Source organism: Ditibartonella apis, assembly GCF_001952075.1.
Classification (GTDB): domain Bacteria; phylum Pseudomonadota; class Alphaproteobacteria; order Rhizobiales; family Rhizobiaceae; genus Bartonella; species Bartonella apis.
Genome location: NZ_LXYU01000004.1, coordinates 436,955 through 455,380, shown reverse-complemented (window position 1 = coordinate 455,380; position 18,426 = coordinate 436,955). Strand labels below are relative to the sequence as shown.

Sequence of the window (18,426 nt, the reverse complement as noted above, 5' to 3'; positions counted from 1 at the left end):
ATGGAGAAAAACTTTGGTTCGTAAACTTTTAGGCGTTATGGCCGTTCTGTTTGCACTTTTTTCGCTTGGTTCCGTAGCTTTTGCCTCCGGTGGAGAAAATCTTGTCTTAACATTGAAAGATGGTGATGTCACAATCCGGTTGCGGCCTGATCTTGCTCCCAAGCATGTCGCACAAATCGAGAAGCTCACCAAAGAAGGTGCTTATGATAATGTTGTCTTCCATCGGGTTATTCCGGGCTTTATGGCACAGACCGGCGATGTAAAATTCGGCAAAAAAGGCAGCCCCGAATTCAATATTCGTCGTGCAGGCATGGGTGGGTCACAATATCCCGACCTTGCAGCAGAATTTTCCAAAGTACCATTCAAACGCGGCACAGTCGGTATGGCACGTTCCCAAGATCCGAATTCAGCCAATTCACAGTTTTTTATCTGTTTTGATGATGCTTCTTTCCTCAACGGCCAGTACACAGTTGTTGGTGAAGTGGTAAAAGGCATGGATGTCGTTGATAAAATCAAAAAAGGGCGTGCCGATAATAACGGTTCGGTTGCTGACCCTGACGTCATTATAAAAGCACGTATCGAAGCTACAAAATAAAGGAAAAGAAATGGCTGAGATTAAAGATCCGGAAAATACTCTGATACTGGAAACGACAAAGGGCAATGTGGTTATAGAATTATTGCCCGAAATTGCACCCGAACACGTCAAGAGAATTAAAGAATTAACCCGCGAAGGCGCTTACGACAATGTGGTTTTTCACCGCGTGATAGACGGTTTTATGGCACAGACAGGCGATGTCGAGTTTGGCAAAAAAGGCGGCAAAAAGTTCAACGCATCACGCGCAGGCATGGGTGGGTCGGACAAGCCCGATCTTAAAGCCGAATTTTCCAATGTTCCACACAAGCGCGGCACGGCCTCTATGGCACGCAGTCAAAACCCGAATTCGGCAAACTCCCAGTTTTTTATCTGTTTTGAGGATGCTCCGTGGCTCAATCGTCAATATACTGTTTGGGGACAGGTCATTGAAGGCATGGAAAATGTCGACAAGCTCAAAAAAGGCGAGCCTGTCAGTGATCCTGATAGCATTGTCAAAGCAATAATTGCTGCCGATAAAAAATAATTTTCAAGGCTCGACACAGTTGTTCGGAAGCTTTGATTTATGAAACTTCAAAGAAGGTGTTCTGAATAAAATTCGGAGCACCTTTTGCTTTTTTAAAACGCAAAATTCTGGCAGATGGAAGTTTGTATCTCTATAGAAACAGCAGCAATATAATCTTCACAAAATGATTCATGTTTGGCATTTAACGATTTGAATTTTAATGTAAAAAAGTTTTTGTCGATATTTTTTATATCGTTCGGATCACCCTTTTATAAGATGTTTGGCATCGGGAACGAACGGGCAATTGGCACTAAAAAAGCTTAAATGTCAAAGTGATTTTGCGCGGCGCTAAAAACCGGATTTTCATTATTTTTCTTATGTAAAATATCCGGATATTCATTTGTTTTATTGCAGGAAAAACTTCGGAAAAGCGGGATGAAAATATATCATTTCAATTTCATTCCCTGATGTTTTCCGGCAAATCCTTTCAATAGTTATTTTAAATTTATATTCAGGTTCGATGCTCGCCATTTACGGGATTGATCATTTGTTATTACGAGCGGGACGCTTGCTCTCAACCGGAATTTTAAGGGAAAAATCGCGTTATGCCCGTATTCTATTTTCGATGATTAAAGAGATTGCTTAGTTCATTACTCCCGCAAAAGCAGTTTTAAAGTGTTTAGAAAACGGGTTTTTAGCAACGCATTTTTGATTCCGAAAACCGCTTCACACTTTTCGGAAAATGGGTTTTTAGTGGCGCGTTTTTGACTCCGAAAACCGCTTCACACTTTTCGGAAAATGCTTTAGTAAAAAGCCATTACCAAGTATCCTTGGCAAGGCCTCCATAAAGGTTGGTCTTTTAATCCGATATAACAGTGCGACAAGCATTATCCGCTTGTCCGATTTATGAATGTGCGTGCGCTCTTATGCAAGTTGATCTTTTTGATTTCGAGTTACCTGAAAAACAAATCGCTTTGCGTCCGGCTGTGCCGCGGGAAAGTGCCCGTCTCTTACATGTCGGAAAAGGTGGAAGTCTCGAAGATTTACATGTGCGTGATTTACCCTCGCTTCTCAGAAAAGGCGATGCACTAGTTTTCAATGACACCAAGGTTATAAAAGCCCAACTTCAGGGGGAACGGCGGCGCGATGCAGCCATTGCCCATATTGGTGCAACACTTCATAAACGCGTAAGCCCTAACGAGTGGCTTGCTTTTGTTCGTCCCGCAAAACGTTTAAAAATTGGCGAAACAATCGTTTTCAACAAGAAGGATAGAAGTCTTGGCGATGATGACAAGCTTGTTGCCAAGGTTCGTGAAAAAGGCGAAAACGGCGAAATGCTGTTGGAGTTCGATAAATCGGGTGCGGAGCTTGATCGTGAAATCGCTCTTATCGGTCACATGCCTTTGCCACCTTATATTGCTTTGAAACGGGGCGAGGACAAGCGTGACGAAACCGATTACCAGACCGTTTATGCACGCGAAGAGGGGGCCGTCGCGGCGCCGACTGCCGGTCTTCATTTTACCAAGGATTTGATGCACCAGATCAAAGATCGGGGTGTCGAAGAATATTTTGTAACGCTCCATGTTGGTGCAGGCACTTTTTTGCCCGTCAAGGTTGACGATACAAAAGATCATAAAATGCATTCTGAAATTGGTCATATAGACCAACAAACGGCTGATGCGCTGATGGCTGTAAAAAAACGTGGCAACAGGGTTATTGCTGTTGGGACAACGGCGATGCGACTTCTGGAAAGTGCTGCGGATGAAAAGGGGCTGCTTGATGCATGGGCCGGTTCAACCGATATTTTTATAACACCGGGTTATCATTTCCGTTTTGTCGATTGCCTGATGACGAATTTCCACTTGCCGCGCTCGACATTATTCATGCTTGTATCGGCTTTTAGCGGGCTTGATGAAATGAAACACGCCTATCAACATGCTATTGAAACGGGCTATCGTTTTTATTCTTATGGCGATACAAGTTTTCTGGAACGAAAAGATTAGGAACAATGAGCGAAACCTTCACCTTCAAGAAAATTACTGAAGATGGTCACGCGCGGCGTGGCGAAATTACAATGCCACGCGGCAAAGTCCGCACACCGGCTTTTATGCCGGTAGGCACTGCCGGTTCGGTGAAGGCAATGTATATGGAGCAGGTTGAAGAGCTTGGTGCGGATATTATACTTGGCAATACCTATCATTTGATGTTGCGCCCCGGTGCAGAACGTATTGCAAGGCTGGGCGGCCTTCATGTTTTTGCACGTTGGCCGAAGCCCATTTTGACCGACTCCGGCGGTTTTCAGGTTATGTCGCTAGCTGGGCTTAGAAAATTGACCGAAAAGGGCGTGACCTTCCAATCGCATATAGATGGCGCTCGTTATGAGCTGACACCGGAGCGGTCGATCGAAATACAATGCCTTCTTGATTCCGACATCCAGATGCAACTCGACCAATGCGTTGCCTTGCCTGCCTCATTCAAAGAAATGGAAAAGGCAATGGAGCTTTCTTTACGCTGGGCAGAACGTTGCAAAACGGCATTCGGGAACCAGCCGGGCAAAGCCATGTTCGGCATCGTTCAGGGTGGGGATAATGCAAGTTTGCGGGAACGTTCGGCGAATGCTTTGAAAGATCTCGATTTGAAAGGCTATTCCATTGGCGGTCTGGCGGTGGGTGAGCCGCAAAATGTCATGATGGATATGCTTGATGTGACCTGTTCGATTTTGCCGGAAGATAAACCGCGTTATCTGATGGGGGTTGGCACACCTGATGATATTTTAAAGAGTGTGGCGCATGGCGTTGATATGTTTGATTGTGTCATGCCGACAAGGGCAGGCCGACATGGTTTGGCTTTCACCAGATTTGGTAAAATCAATTTGAGAAATGCAAAACATGCCGAAGACCCGCGCCCGTTAGACACTCAATCTCCCTGTCCGGCAGCACGGGATTATAGCCGCGCTTATCTTCATCATCTCGTAAAAGCGGGTGAACCATTGGCCGGAATGGTGATTACATGGAACAATCTCGCTTTTTATCAGCAATTGATGCAAGGCATAAGAGACGCAATCGAAGCACATCGTTATGCCGATTTTGTAGCCGAAGTCACAGAAGAGTGGAATAGGGGCGATAGAGTAGATTGATTTAAAAAAAGCTCTACTCAATTGAATTTCTCTCGTTGTATTCATTTTGAGAGTTCCTATATTTAAAAAATGAAAATATCTGTCCTTGATCTATGTCCCGTGCCTGAGGGAAGTTCGGTTGCCCAGGCGTTAAAAAATTCAATAGCTCTTGCCAAACATGTGGATGAGCTGGGGTTTCCTCGTATCTGGTATGCCGAACATCACAATATGACCGGCATTGCAAGCGCTGCAACGGCGGTTGTAATGGGGCAGATTCTTGCCTCGACCAATAAAATCGTTGTTGGTGCGGGCGGCGTTATGCTTCCTAACCATTCACCGCTGGTTATTGCCGAACAATTCGGCACTCTTGAAGCACTCTACCCGAAAAGGGTTGAACTCGGATTAGGTCGTGCTCCCGGTACTGACCAGATGACAGCACGGGCGTTAAGACGCTCGCTTGATAGCAACCCGAATGATTATCCCCGCGATGTCGTGGAATTGCTTGACTATTTTAAAGATGCCGAACCTCAACAACAATTGCGCGCGGTTCCAGGGGCAGGTTTGCATGTGCCGGTCTGGATTTTGGGGTCGAGCCTTTATGGGGCGCAGCTTGCGGCAGTTTTGGGCTTGCCTTATTCGTTTGCCTCGCATTTTGCACCGGCCGAGCTTTATCGTGCACTCAAAGTCTATCGCGATAATTTCCAGCCGTCGGAATATCTCGATAAGCCCGTTGCAATGGTTGCTGCAAATGTTGTGGTTGCCGAAACGGATGACGAAGCAAAGTTTCTGTTTTCTTCCCAACAACAATCCTTCGTCAATTTGAGAACGGGTCGTGCCGGTCCATTACCGAAACCGGTTATGAATTATGTTGATAATCTTCCTTTCAATCATCGCTTGGTGCTTGAACAATCCTTATCCTGTTCTGTGGTCGGCTCCTCTGAAACAGTCGAGCTGGGCCTAAAAAAACTGATAGCCGATACGAATGCAGACGAGTTGATTGTTACGAGCCCGATTTGGGATAACAAAAAGCGCATGGATTCATTCACACTTCTCGCCCGTATCATCAAGAATCTTTGAAATTCGGGCAAGTCCTTTGTCAATCGGATAGTAAGCGGTGATAAACATTGGACTTTGAAAAAATTGTCGGCTTAATGCCATTTTTGAAGAGCATCGCTTGCTGTTAAGCAGTTGACAGCTATTAGGGAGTGAAAATGTGTTCGGCAGAGTGGCTTGCAACAAGCGACTTTTTAAAAAGTGTGGAAGGTTAATCAAGCCTTGTTTTAATAGTCGCGAATCGGGGTTAAGAAACGTAAAACTGCGCAACCGGAGACCGGTTAACGCAGTTTTATCTTTACGCATATTCCGGACGATACTCATACACATGTCCGGAATTACACCTCTGGTACGCACTACCTGATCCAGAGAGAAACAAGTTGTTTTTGTTTCTGGAGCCTTTGTAGTTGAACAATGTTAATCACGGGTTAGCGAACACTTAATGAAGTATGAAAATCGCTATTTTTTTGAAAAAAATTGCGGTTTTTTTATTGGTAAAGGGTGATTGATTTGGCGCGTGCATTGATGTTTCAGGGCACAGGTTCGGATGTCGGTAAAACAGTTCTTGTTGCCGGCTTTTGCCGTTTGGCTTGCCGTAAAGGCATCAAGGTAATGCCGTTCAAACCGCAAAATATGTCGAACAATGCCGCTGTTGCCGATGATGGCGGCGAGATCGGGCGCGGTCAATGGCTGCAAGCATTTGCTGCAAATGAAAAACCGTCCGTTCATATGAATCCGGTTTTATTGAAACCGCAAAGTTCTACCGGTTCCCAAATCATTGTACAGGGTAAGCTTTCGGGTTTTGCAAAAGGTGTCGATTATCAAAAAATGAAGGGTGAACTTCTTGATCGGGTCATGGAATCTTATGCCCGATTGAAGGAGAGATGCGATTTTGTGCTGGTGGAGGGGGCCGGTTCACCGGCAGAAATCAATTTGCGCCATGGTGATATTGCGAATATGGGGTTTGCGCGAAGCGCCAATGTGCCGGTTGTGTTGATTGGTGATATTGACCGCGGTGGTGTGATTGCTTCGCTCGTAGGTACCGCAACGATTCTTGATCACGACGACCGTGCAATGGTCTGTGGTTATCTCATTAATAAATTTCGCGGGGATGTGAGCCTTTTTGACGATGGAATCAAAGCAATCCGGAATTTTACCGGCTGGCCTTGTCTCGGTGTAATCCCGTGGCTTGAAGGGGCAAGCCTGTTGCCTCCTGAAGATTCTATGGCACTCGAACATAGAGAGCCAAAAAAACACGGCAAAGTAAAAATAGTTGTACCGGTTTTACCCCATATCGCCAATTTTGATGATCTCGACCCGTTGGCCCACGAAAGTGATGTTGAAATTGTCTTTGTCCGGAAGGGTGAGTGTTTTCCAGCCGATAGCGATGTTATTATCCTTCCCGGTTCCAAATCGACCATAGCGGATATGGTCTCTCTTCGTGAACGCAAGTGGGATGGGGAGATTATCGAACACACCAAAAAAGGCGGTATGGTGATTGGCATTTGCGGCGGCTTTCAAATTCTGGGTAAGAAAATTCTGGATCCCGATTCTCTGGAAGGAAATGTTACCGAAACAAAAGGACTCGGACTTCTTGATATGGTAACAGAAATTGGAGAACGAAAACTCACGCGTAATAGCAACGCTATTCATCTTGCTAGCGGACTCCCGCTTACAGGCTATGAAATCCATATGGGCAAAAGTTTTGGTCCGGATTGTCGCCATGCCCCTTTAAAAATTAACAATGTCAAAGACGGTGCGGCGTCACCTGATGGAAAGATTTGGGGAACCTATCTCCATGGTTTGTTTTCGGCAGATGCTTTCCGTCATTATTTTATTGGAAATTTTGGTGCAAAGCCTGATAAGTCCGGACATTTTGAAAAACTTGATAATGCGCTCGATAAAATTGCCGACGAGTTGGAAAAAGCCGTCGACGTGGACACGCTTTTTCGGCTTGCACAATAAAGTTTAAGCAGCTATCTCTAAGGGAGCCGGTTTTTTGCAAAAGAATTTGCGAAAAATAAACTGGACTTTCAGGAAGTGGACCCAATTCGGGCATTTCATTCAAGCCGGTCAGTCAAATTATTGTATTTAAGAATGGGCTAGAAATCCGGTTCCGGTTTGTGTTTTCATCATTCAAGAACTCTGATTCTGTATCAAAGGCATGAAGCCGGTTTTTCAGCTTTCTTTGTAAAGTGATGAATGTCTATTCCGCAAATGGAGGAGATTTTTGGCAAAGACAACATTGATTCTTGGCGGGACGCGTTCGGGAAAGTCGGTTTTTGCCGAAAATTATGTGTTGTCTGCCAATAAAACACCGGTCTATCTGGCAACAGCAGAAATTTTCAATGAAGAGATGAAAAAACGGGTCGACATGCATCGTTCACGCCGAAAGTCCGGCTGGATCAATGTTGAAGAACCGATTGATATTACGGGTGAGATCGCAAAACATAATAGTGAACAAAAGATCGTCCTTATTGATTGTCTCAGCGTTTGGCTTGGTAATTTATTGGAGCATCACAGGAACGTTGAAACAGAAATGGCAAAGCTTGTTGATGGTCTTGCAAAGCTTGAGGTAGAAACGGTTTTTGTTTCGAGCGAGGTAGGGCTTGGCATTGTGCCGGACAACAAGCTTGCGCGTGAATTCAGTGATTATGCCGGTCTCATGAACCAGAAAATTGCAAATATAGCAGAAACGGTGTTTTTTGTTGCGGCTGGTCTGCCGCTTAAATTGAAAGGCTAAGTTTGATGTCGGAACAAAAATTTTTACAAAGCAAAATCCCAACCACCGTTATAACCGGATTTTTGGGTTCCGGAAAAACTACAATGATAAGGCATTTATTGGAAAATGCGCAAGGCAAACGCATTGCTCTCATTATCAATGAATTTGGCGAACTTGGTGTGGATGGCGGTTTGCTCAAAGGCTGCGGTCTTGATAATTGTCATGACGACGATCTCATTGAACTCAATAATGGCTGCATTTGTTGCACGGTTGCCGAAGAATTCATTCCGACTATGACTAAACTCCTCGAGCGTGAGGATAGACCCGATCATATTGTGATTGAAACATCCGGTTTGGCACTTCCCCAGCCGCTTGTCGCAGCCTTCAATTGGCCCGAGATCAAAACGCAGGTGACCGTTGACGGAGTGATTACCGTGATTGACGCTCCGGCGGTGGCCGAAGGCCGGTTTGCCGATGATATTGACAAAATCAATGCCGAACGGGCCCAAGATAATTCGATCACCCACGAAAGCCCGCTGGAAGAATTGTTTGAAGACCAAATTCATGCGGCTGATCTTATCGTCCTTAATAAGGTCGATCTTATCGACGAGGACACGCTCGATAATGTGCGCAATATCATTTCGAGCCATAGCGACAGAATTCCGCAAATGGTCACATCGAGTTTCGGCAGTATCGGAACCGATCTTATATTGGGGCTTGGCGTCGGTACCGAGAGCGATATTGAAAACCGCAAATCCCACCATGAAATGAACCATGCGAAAGGCGTTCCACATAACCACGACGAATTTAAAAGCTTTGTCGTTAACGCGCCATCTATCCATGATCCCAAGGCTTTGATCGAGCGGTTGAAAACGATCATCGAAAAAAATGATATTTTGCGCCTCAAAGGCTTTGTCAATGTGGTTGGAAAACCGATGCGTCTTGTTGTTCAGGCCGTCGGTCAGCGGATTGATTCCTATTTTGATCGCCCCTGGCAAAAAAACGAAGAGCATAAAAGCCATCTTGTTGTTATCGGCCTTCACGAAATCGACGAGGAGAAGGTGCGCAAAACTATTGAAGCGCTTGATGTCTGATGCATTTGCTTCTTGCCCAGAAGGGAACCATAGCCGAACAGGACAAGGCGATTGATCTTGGACAGTCGCCGGCCGATGTTATTTTTCTTTCGGCGGCTGATACCGAATTGGCAAGCCTTTCGGTTGCAAAAGCCGCATTGAAGAAAACAACGTCTTCGCTGAGGCTTGTCAATTTGCTTTCGCTTTCACATCCCATGTCGGTTGACACCTATGTCGAAAAAACCGCGTCATATGCGAAATTGATTGTGTTGCGCGTGATAGGTGGTGAAAGTTACTGGCCTTATGGCTTGCAGGTTTTCCACTCGCTGGCACTGGAAAAAAATATCAAACTGGTGGTCTTGCCCGGTGACGATAAAATAGACGAAAATTTGCAAAAATTTTCTACTGTTGCCGAAGAGGATTGCCACAATCTTTGGCACTATCTTATTGAAGCAAGTGCGCAAAATATGCGCTCCTTTCTTGAATATTGCGATTATTTGCTCGGCCGCCACGAAAAGCCGGTCGAGGCGATACCCTTGATGAAGGCAGGCCTTTGGTCGCCGGATGACCCGCCGTTAACTGTCGATGATCTCGTAAAACGTCACAATGCCACGCATAAACCGGTAGTGGCGATATGTTTTTACCGCGCTTTGGTGCAGAGCGGGCAAACAGCGAGCGTGGAAGCGCTTATCGACGCTCTTGAAAAACGCGGCTTAATCGCGCTGCCAATTTTTGTTTCAAGTCTTAAAGACGAATTGAGCGTTGCAATTGTCGATTCAATTTTTGACCGGCTTCCTCCCGATATTGTTTTAAATGCTACGGGCTTTGCCGTTTCAAACGGGCATACCGGACGAAAACCCACTGTCCTCGAAAAGCGCGGTGCAATGGTTTTGCAGGTGGTTTTTGCCGGAAGCAACAAAGAACAATGGGAAAAAGACGGGCGTGGCTTAACTGCCCGTGACCTTGCCATGAATGTTGCGCTTCCGGAAGTCGATGGGCGTGTATTCACCCGCGCTGTGTCTTTCAAATCGGCAGTGGAATTCGATGACGAGACAGAATGTAATGTTGTTGTCCATAAACCTTTGAAAGACAGGGTCGACTTTGTTGCAGAGCTCACAAAAAACTGGGTAAGACTGCGCAACAAGAAGCCTGAAGAGCGCCATATTGCCATTGTCATGGCCAATTATCCGGGTGGCGATGGCCGCTTGGGGCACGGTGTCGGCCTTGATACACCAGCCGCCATGATTGTGACGCTTAATGCCATGAAGGAACAAGGCTACGAAATAGAAAATATTCCGGAAAATGGCAATGAGCTCATGCGGTTGATGATTGAAGGTCCAACCAATGAAGGGGTAAAGGGAAGGATAGTCCGGACAGCACTTTCTTTGAGTCTTTACAATAAGTTCTTTCAATCGCTTGATAAAAAGATTCAAGATGAAGTGACTGCACGTTGGGGCGCGCCGGAAGACGATGCCTATGTGGTTGATAACGGATTGGCCTTGCCGGTTTTAATGTTGGGGGAAACGGTTGTCGGATTACAGCCGGAACGCGCATTCGGTATGAATGCAAAGCAAGTCTACCATGCACCCGACATTGTTGCCACCCATCATTATCTTGCATTCTATTTCTGGCTCCGGTTTGTTTATAAAGCCGATGCCATCATTCATATGGGTAAACACGGCAATCTTGAATGGCTTCCGGGAAAAGCTTTGGCACTCTCGAACCATTGCTATCCTGAAATAGCTCTTGGACCGATGCCGCATATCTATCCGTTTATCGTCAACGACCCCGGTGAAGGGACACAGGCAAAACGACGCTCTTCCGCCGTTATCATTGACCATCTGACCCCGCCTTTGACGCGCGCGGAAAGTTATGGCCCGTTAAAAGATCTGGAAGGCCTTGTTGATGAATATTACGAGGCGTCGGGCGTTGACCCGCGTCGTCTCGCAAAGCTCAAAGGTGAAATACTTGATCTGGTGCGGCTCACCGGTCTCAATCATGATGCCGGAATTGAAGACCATGATAGCGATGATCTGGCACTTGAGAAACTTGATGCCTTTTTGTGCGATCTTAAAGAATTGCAAATCAGGGACGGGCTACATATTTTTGGCAAAGCCCCTTCCGGCGAACAATTGGAAAATCTCCTTGTTGCAACGGCGCGTGTCCCTCGCGGCGAGGGGGAAAATGGCAGTTTACACCGCGCTATAGCCGATGATCTCTGCCTTACTTTCGATCCGCTTGATTGTGTTTTTTCAGAAAAATGGCAAGGTGAAAAGCCTGAAATATTAAAAAGAATGACCGACAGCCTATGGCGCACAAAAGGCGACACGGTCGAACGCATCGAGCTTCTGGCGCTGGCTCTGGTTTCCGGAAAGGTTGCTCTTCCTCCGAAGTTCAAGAAAACAGCGCCAATTCTTAAAAATATTGAAGAAACATTGCGGCCATTGATTTTAAGTTGCGGCAAGGCGGAAATTGACGGGCTTTTAACCGCTCTTGACGGGCACTTTGTCGAGCCGGGGCCATCCGGTGCCCCGACACGCGGGCGGCCGGATGTATTTCCGACAGGGCGCAACTTTTTTTCGGTCGATACAAGAGCTGTGCCCACACAATCGGCTTGGCAATTGGGTAAAAAATCGGCCGAGCTTCTCATTATCCGCTATGTGCAGGATCACGGTGATTGGCCGAAGGCTTTTGGCCTTACTGCTTGGGGAACCGCCAATATGCGTACCGGTGGCGATGATATTGCGCAGGCTCTGGCACTTATCGGTGTCAAACCTTTGTGGGATGCGGCATCCCGCCGTGTGACCGGTGTTGAAGTTATTCCTGTAGCAGTTCTCGGGCGGCCACGTGTTGATGTGACATTAAGAATTTCCGGCTTTTTCCGCGATGCATTTCCTGAACAGATAGCCTTGTTCGATCAGGCAGTGCGCCTCGTTGCGTCGCTTGACGAGGAGGAAGAGGATAATCCGCTCCATGCGCATTATTTGAAAGACGTAAAAACTCTCACAGAAACCGGAAAGAGCACAAAAGAGGCGGAAAGAGAAGCCGGTTTTCGCGTTTTCGGCGCTCGTCCGGGTGTTTATGGAACCGGCGTTCAGGAGCTTCTCGACAAGGGCGAATGGAATGACCGTAACGACCTTGGTAAAGCATGGATTGCCCATTCTTCTTTTGCTTATGGTAAGGAAGACGGGGTGGCTGCACAAAATATGCTTGAAAACCGGCTTCATCATATCAATGCCGTTGTCCAAAATCAGGATAATCGCGAACATGATCTTCTTGATTCCGGTGAATATTATGCCTTTGAAGGGGGAATGGCTTCGGCAGTCGCCGATAAGCAGGGGGCTTTTCCGAAAGTTTATCATAATGATATGTCGCGCCCCGAACGGCCAATGATCAAAACATTGCAGGAAGAAATCGGGCGGACACTCCGCGGGCGTGCTGTTAATCCGAAATGGATAGAAGGGGTCATGCGCCACGGCTTTAAAGGTGCTGTCGAAATGGCTGCAACGGTTGATTATCTCTTTGCTTTTTCGGCTACAACAAATGCCGTATCCAATGAACAATTCGAGGCGATTTATAACGCCTATATCGACGATGAGACAGTACGGAATTTTTTAATCGGAAACAATCCTGCCGCTTTAAGAGAAATGGCACATAAACTTGAACAGGCGATCCGGAGAGAGTTATGGAAACCGCGCTCCAATTCTGCTTTGTTTGAACTGGAAGAACTACAGAAAGGCTCGATAAGATGGACGCCAAAGAAAAGCTGACGGAAGCGGAATTGAATGCCCGTCATGCCGAAAAAATGAAAAAGAAAGAGGCCGCGCGCAAAAAAATAGAAGCCGGTAAAACCAAGGAAAAAGGTCTTCTCATTGTTCATACGGGGAAGGGCAAAGGCAAGACAACGGCTGCTTTCGGTATGGTTTTTCGTGCTCTCGGCCAGAATATGAAGGTTGGCGTTGTGCAGTTTGTCAAGGGATTAAGGCAAACCGGCGAGCGTACCGCACTTGAAAAATTTGGTGATCAGGTGCGTGTTTATGCCCATGGCGAAGGCTTTACATGGGAAACGCAGGATCGTGAAAAAGACATTGCCGAAGCGCGAAAAGCATGGGACATCGCCAAAGATATGATCCTCGACGACACCACGGATATGGTGCTTTGTGACGAGCTGAATATCGTATTGCGCTATGATTATCTACCTTTGGAAGAAGTGCTTGATGTATTATCGAGGCGACCTTTCATGAAGCATGTTATTATTACCGGTCGCAATGCACGAAATGAATTGATTGAAGCTGCCGATCTGGTAACAGAAATGGAATTGGTCAAACACCCGTTCCGTTCCGGCATAAAAGGACAGAAGGGGATTGAATTCTGATGACCGCAACCTGGCAGTTCTGGGCATTTCTTTCAGCAATTTTTGCGGCTTTAACAGCGATTTTCGCAAAAGTCGGCATAAGCGGTATCAATTCCGATTTTGCCACTTTGATAAGAACAATTGTTATCATTGCCGCATTATGTCTGTTTTTAAGCATCACCGGACAATGGCAACGTCCGGGAGCCATTCCGGCAAAATCGTGGGTTTTCCTTGTTTTATCGGGGCTTGCCACGGGTGCTTCATGGCTTGCCTATTTCCGCGCGCTGCAATTGGGAGATGCTTCCCATGTCGCTCCGATTGACAAATTGTCGGTTATTTTTGTTGCGATTTTCGGCGTTACTTTTCTTGGTGAAAAACTGACAGCCATCAACTGGACCGGCGTCGTGCTGATTGCCGCAGGTGTTATTTTGCTGGCATTAAAATTTTAGAAAATAAGAAATTGTTCCGTCATTAAAAAACCGGTTCGGTAGCTTTATGCAAACCGTTTTTCTTGAGTAAGCGGCTTGATGGTACCTAAAGTGACGGGCTTTTATCTCTCAAAGGTTCAGCCATTGCCGTAGCGGATTGTCATGAGCTTGTAAGAGTTTATAGGCAAGAATAACGCATACGATGACCAATAGCGGTTTTATGAGCTTGGCACCGGTTTTCATGGCGACGCGCGCACCCATTTGCGCGCCGATAAATTGTGCAATTCCCATAGCAATGCCGATTTTTACATTGATCGAGCCCATGACAGCAAAGGTCAGGAAACCACCAAGATTGGATGAAAAGTTCAACAGTTTTGTATGGGCTGTCGCTTTGAGGATTCCAAATCCCGAGAGGGAAACAAAGGCCAGCATATAGAAAGAACCGGCACCCGGACCGAATATGCCGTCGTAAAAGCCGACAAGTGGCGCCATAGTCAGCGAAAAGATGATTGGTCTCATCCGCTCCTGTTTATCGATGTCGTTGAGGTTCGGCTTTAACGCGAAATAAGCGGCGACAACAATGAGCAGAACGGGCAGAAATGCTTGAAATAATTTGACAGGAATAAGGGTTGCAACCAGTGCGCCGATGATGCTCCCGATAAAGGCCATGGCGGCCTGAAGGATTTGTTTCCTGATATTGACATGCCCACCACGGGCATAGGCCACCATTGCGGAAAATGAACCAAAAAGCCCCTGCAACTTGTTTGTACCCAGTGTTTCGACAGGCGGAAGGCCCGAAAGCATCAGGGCAGGGATGGTGATAAGGCCACCGCCACCGGCAATTGAATCTATAAAACCGGCAAACAAACCGGCAAAAATCAACATCAGGACAGTCGGGTCAAAAAGGAATTCCAGCATTGGCGAATATTACCTGAACAGAATAGAATAAGGAATAATAGAATAATTTCGATAAAGAAACGTCAAACGTTGCATTCATGCACTTGTGTTTTTTGTGCAATATTGGCAAGCTCTGCTTTTAGTTCAGCTCTCCTAACGTGGCAAGAAGCGGAGTTTCGCATGTTTGACAGCATCGCAAATTATTTTTCCCGTCATAATTCGGTCCGTAAAGTGGCCGAAAATCCGGCAACAGCGGCCGAGCTTCTCTTGCTCATTCATTTGGGCTTTGCCGATGGCAAACATACGCCAAGCGAAACTGCCGCTTTTTCAAAAATTGCCGAACAACAATTCGGCGTATCTCCCGATGCTTTGCCGGATGTCATCAAATATCTTTATGATTATGGCTATGAAACCACAACCGGTCAAGCTGCGGCTCTCTTCGGCGAATTGGCACCGGACCGGCGTATTGCACTTATAGAAAATTTGATGACAATTGCCGCTGCCGATAATCATGTTGATGCTGATGAAGTTGCGCTCATCCATCGGATAGCAGCCATTCTCGGTGTTCCCTCACAAGAGGTGGAGCGGATTTACAACACCGTCAAAGAACGCGCTTAAAGGCAAAACCGGATATGGTCAACAGAATCTCTATGCCGGTTTTTGTTGGCATAGGCATTTCGTCATCTGCCACGACGGGCGACATGGAAAAGGCGCTTGAATTTCTGGAAAAGTGGAATATTGCGGCTTTTTCAACGCTTGAAGGTAAAGAATCCAACGGCCTCATTTTACTTGCTTTGCAACGCCTTGCTGTTCCTCTCGTTACATTTTCATCAGAAGAGTTGGAGGCAATGACTTGCTTTCTGAAGAACCCTTCCGATATTGTTTTTCAACATACGGGTTGCCATGGCGTTGCGGAAGCTGCAGCTTTGGCGGCTTCAGGTAAAGGTGGTATCTTGCTCGTTGAGAAGACAAAAATTGGTGGGCTCACCATTGCTGTGGCAGGACAGAAGGAAGAATGACAGTATATTTTATCGGCGCAGGTCCGGGGGCATATGATCTCATTACAGTGCGCGGGCTCAATCTCATAAAACGTTGTCCGGTCTGCCTTTATGCGGGCTCGCTTCTTTCGGATGAATTGATTGCCGAAATTCCTCAGGAAGCGCGTCGCGTCAATACCGGCCATCTTGACCTTGATGCCATCGTCGAAGAGTTTGTCAAAGCGGAAAAAGAAGGAAAGGATGTTGCAAGGCTTCATTCCGGTGACCCTTCTATCTATAGCGCAATAGCCGAACAGATGGCAGCACTCGACAAGCTTGCGATCAATTACGAGGTGGTACCGGGGGTGGCTTCCTATGCGGCAGCAGCGGCAGCCATGAAGCAGGAATTGACACTTCCAAAGCTTAACCAGTCGGTCATTTTGACACGGACATCAGTCAATTCTTCACCCATGCCGGAACTTGAGACATTGTCAAATCTTGGACAAGCAAAAGCGACAATGGCAATTCATCTTTCGGCAAAAAATATTGCCGCCATCCGGAAAGAATTATTGCCAATTTACGGCGCCGATTGCCCCGTTATTGTTGCCTATCATGTAAGCTGGCCGGATGAAAAAATCATTTCAGGCACGCTTGCCGATATTCACGAAAAAATAGCGCAAGAAAAAATAGAAAAAACCGCAATCATCTTTGTCGGGAAAGCACTTCGGCCGGAAAAGCTTAGCCGTTCGTCTCTTTATGCTTTTCCGCACGGTCCGCTTGGTAAAACTTCTGCACCAAGTCGATAACATCTTTTTCCGCACTCAAAGTGACGACATCGGGCAGGGGCTTTCTGGTTATCATAATCACTGGAAGACCGAGTTTGCGCGCAGCCTTCAACTTTGGGAAAGAGGCGGAACCTCCGGAATTTCTGCACACGAGACAATCAAAATGATGTTTGACGAGAAAGTCATATTCTTCTTGTTCATTTTCCGGTTTACCAAGCACAATTTCTATATTGGCTTCGGGAACAAAATTTTCCGGTTTCTCGACCATACGCGCGACAAATGACACATCTTTGCGCACCAGAAATTCATTGACGTGCTGGCGCCCGATAGCAAGGAAGCAGCGGCTATTCAAAGGAATAGCGGCAACGGCTTCCGCAATATTATTCACCTTTTGCCACTTGTCTTCTTTCCCCGCTTGCCAGAGCGGACGCTCGAACCGGATATAATCGATTTTTTTAGCGCGCGCTGCCCGCCAGGCATGATCGGTCATTGTCTCGGCGAAAGGATGGGTGGCGTCAACGATAAGCCCTATATTTTCCTTTTCGATTGTATTGATAAGCCCGTCAATGCCGCCAAACCCGCCAATACGATATCGTCCCGCGGGAATTTTCGGATGCGATGTACGGCCAGCGAGAGACGAAAGAACAGGATAGTCTTCTTCGGCAAATTTTTCGGCGAGAGCATAGGCTTCGCTGGTGCCGCCCAATAATAAAACTGTCCTACCTTCTTGCAAGAATATTTCCCTTTCTATCGGTCACAATGATTTCGACCGATACCGGCGCATCCCTTAGTGTTTCTTCAGCGACATGTTTTGCCTGAAGCGCAATAGGGGTAGCAATATCAATTCTTTCTTTTGTAGCAATATCAAGCACTTCTTTCGCAGTGTTCGCATTTTCGATGAAGTCCTTGAAGGATTGGTTCAAGCCGGCATTCTTTGCAACATTCCACAAATATGTCTTGTCGACTTGGGAGCGGGAAGAATGAAGGTCCATTTCCCCTTGCGCGAGTTTTGTTAGTTTTGCAAAACCACCAGCAATTGTCAGTTTATCAATCGGGTGGTGACGCAAATATTTCAACACGGCACCGACAAAGTCTCCCATATCCAATAGGGCATAGTCGGGAAGATGGTAGATTGCCTGTGCGGCATCTTCCGAAGTTGCGCCGGTTGCACCAAGAACATGGCTTGCCCCTTCCGCACGTGCGACATCAATACCACTATGAATAGAATGGATCCATGCCGAACACGAGAACGGGTGAACAATACCGGTTGTGCCGAGAATGGAAATGCCGCCCAGAATGCCAAGGCGCGGATTCCATGTTTTGAGCGCGATATTTTCTCCGTCTGGTACCGAAATTGTAATGACCAGATCTTGCGGAAAAGCATATTTATCACAAATTTCCTTGCAAACCTCGCTCATCATCCGGCGCGGAACGGGGTTGATGGCCGCTTCCCCGACATCAAGCGGCAAACCCGGTCTTGTAACAGTTCCAACACCTTTTCCTGCTTTGAATATAATTCCGCTGTTTGGAGAGGCAGGAGTGACAGTTGCAATAATAGTCGCCTTGTCTGTTACATCGGGATCATCACCTGCATCTTTGATAATTCCCGCTGTTGCCTGATTTTCTCCAAAAGTTTTGAGAGATAGCGCAAATTGCGGCATTTGCCCTCTTGGCAATCTTATCTCCACGGGATCGGGAAAAGCGCCGGTAATGAGAGCAGTGAGCGCCGCCTTGGTTGCAGCCGTTGCGCAGGCCCCGGTTGTCCAGCCCAAGCGAAGGGGGCCTTCCGGTTTGCGTTTCAATGTGCTTTGCAGATCTGCCATTTTGACAATATTTCTTGAAAATTTAACGTTTACAGTGGTTGGAAACTGCACAATAGATAACACATATAATGCATTGATTCTTGTTTTCTATAGATTTTACCA

At 46.6% G+C, this 18,426-nt stretch carries 17 protein-coding genes; 14 read left to right on the top strand and 3 right to left on the bottom strand.

Translation table 11 applies throughout. The features are described 5' to 3' along the window. Positions 1-37: 37 nt before the first annotated feature. The 11 genes from PEB0122_RS11140 to PEB0122_RS11090 all read left to right on the top strand — a co-directional run bounded on the left by PEB0122_RS11140 (position 38) and on the right by PEB0122_RS11090 (position 13,863). Positions 38-595, top strand: a complete 558-nt coding sequence (locus PEB0122_RS11140; protein ID WP_075917198.1) for a peptidylprolyl isomerase — start codon at positions 38-40, stop codon at positions 593-595. A 10-nt stretch (positions 596-605) separates the two neighbouring features. Continuing rightward, the gene (locus PEB0122_RS11135) at positions 606-1,118 is read left to right on the top strand and encodes a peptidylprolyl isomerase (protein WP_075917197.1); all 513 of its coding nucleotides are present in this window, start codon (positions 606-608) and stop codon (positions 1,116-1,118) included. 905 nt (positions 1,119-2,023) lie between these two features. Next, complete coding sequence (gene queA, locus PEB0122_RS11130) at positions 2,024-3,100, top strand: tRNA preQ1(34) S-adenosylmethionine ribosyltransferase-isomerase QueA (protein ID WP_075917196.1); 1,077 nt, start codon at positions 2,024-2,026, stop codon at positions 3,098-3,100. A 5-nt stretch (positions 3,101-3,105) separates the two neighbouring features. Then, entirely contained in the window at positions 3,106-4,233 is a 1,128-nt protein-coding gene (tgt, locus tag PEB0122_RS11125) for a tRNA guanosine(34) transglycosylase Tgt (protein WP_075917195.1), read from the top strand. Between the two features lie 69 nt (positions 4,234-4,302). Next, on the top strand, positions 4,303-5,289 hold the full coding sequence (locus tag PEB0122_RS11120; RefSeq protein WP_075914569.1) for an LLM class flavin-dependent oxidoreductase: 987 nt from the start codon (positions 4,303-4,305) through the stop codon (positions 5,287-5,289). Between the two features lie 486 nt (positions 5,290-5,775). Then, positions 5,776-7,230, top strand: coding sequence for a cobyric acid synthase (locus PEB0122_RS11115; protein WP_198936006.1), 1,455 nt, complete (start codon positions 5,776-5,778; stop codon positions 7,228-7,230). Positions 7,231-7,495: 265 nt separating this feature from the next. Continuing rightward, a complete protein-coding gene (gene cobU / locus PEB0122_RS11110) occupies positions 7,496-8,008 on the top strand; it encodes a bifunctional adenosylcobinamide kinase/adenosylcobinamide-phosphate guanylyltransferase (RefSeq protein WP_075917194.1) in 513 nt (170 codons plus the stop codon). Positions 8,009-8,013: 5 nt separating this feature from the next. Then, a complete protein-coding gene (gene cobW / locus PEB0122_RS11105) occupies positions 8,014-9,081 on the top strand; it encodes a cobalamin biosynthesis protein CobW (RefSeq protein WP_075917193.1) in 1,068 nt (355 codons plus the stop codon). Further along, on the top strand, positions 9,081-12,830 hold the full coding sequence (gene cobN / locus PEB0122_RS11100) for a cobaltochelatase subunit CobN (protein WP_075917192.1): 3,750 nt from the start codon (positions 9,081-9,083) through the stop codon (positions 12,828-12,830). The genes cobW and cobN overlap by 1 nt, the downstream gene beginning before the upstream one ends. Beyond that, positions 12,809-13,435, top strand: coding sequence for a cob(I)yrinic acid a,c-diamide adenosyltransferase (cobO, locus tag PEB0122_RS11095; RefSeq protein ID WP_075917191.1), 627 nt, complete (start codon positions 12,809-12,811; stop codon positions 13,433-13,435). Before cobN ends, cobO begins: the two co-directional genes overlap by 22 nt. Next, positions 13,435-13,863: an EamA family transporter gene (locus PEB0122_RS11090; protein WP_075870526.1), complete on the top strand. Its 429-nt coding sequence runs from the start codon at positions 13,435-13,437 to the stop codon at positions 13,861-13,863. The genes cobO and PEB0122_RS11090 overlap by 1 nt, the downstream gene beginning before the upstream one ends. Positions 13,864-13,971: 108 nt before the next feature. On the opposite strand, the gene PEB0122_RS11085 is transcribed toward PEB0122_RS11090, so the two are convergent. Next, the gene (locus PEB0122_RS11085) at positions 13,972-14,760 is read right to left on the bottom strand and encodes a TSUP family transporter (protein WP_075917190.1); all 789 of its coding nucleotides are present in this window, start codon (positions 14,758-14,760) and stop codon (positions 13,972-13,974) included. A gap of 159 nt (positions 14,761-14,919) precedes the next feature. Here PEB0122_RS11085 and PEB0122_RS11080 point away from each other — a divergent pair, with 159 nt between their 5' ends. From PEB0122_RS11080 to cobM, 3 genes are read left to right on the top strand one after another with little or no spacing between them, the layout of a single operon-like run. Further along, entirely contained in the window at positions 14,920-15,357 is a 438-nt protein-coding gene (locus tag PEB0122_RS11080; RefSeq protein ID WP_075870528.1) for a tellurite resistance TerB family protein, read from the top strand. 14 nt (positions 15,358-15,371) lie between these two features. Next, the gene (locus PEB0122_RS11075) at positions 15,372-15,758 is read left to right on the top strand and encodes a cobalamin biosynthesis protein (RefSeq protein WP_083650332.1); all 387 of its coding nucleotides are present in this window, start codon (positions 15,372-15,374) and stop codon (positions 15,756-15,758) included. Next, complete coding sequence (gene cobM, locus PEB0122_RS11070) at positions 15,755-16,522, top strand: precorrin-4 C(11)-methyltransferase (RefSeq protein WP_075917188.1); 768 nt, start codon at positions 15,755-15,757, stop codon at positions 16,520-16,522. The genes PEB0122_RS11075 and cobM overlap by 4 nt, the downstream gene beginning before the upstream one ends. On the opposite strand, the gene PEB0122_RS11065 is transcribed toward cobM, so the two are convergent. Continuing rightward, positions 16,455-17,234, bottom strand: coding sequence for a cobalt-precorrin-6A reductase (locus PEB0122_RS11065; RefSeq protein ID WP_075917187.1), 780 nt, complete (start codon positions 17,232-17,234; stop codon positions 16,455-16,457). The two genes, cobM and PEB0122_RS11065, sit on opposite strands and share 68 nt — an antisense overlap. Beyond that, on the bottom strand, positions 17,221-18,324 hold the full coding sequence (locus PEB0122_RS11060; RefSeq protein WP_075917186.1) for a cobalt-precorrin-5B (C(1))-methyltransferase: 1,104 nt from the start codon (positions 18,322-18,324) through the stop codon (positions 17,221-17,223). Before PEB0122_RS11060 ends, PEB0122_RS11065 begins: the two co-directional genes overlap by 14 nt. Between the last annotated feature and the right edge of the window lie 102 nt (positions 18,325-18,426).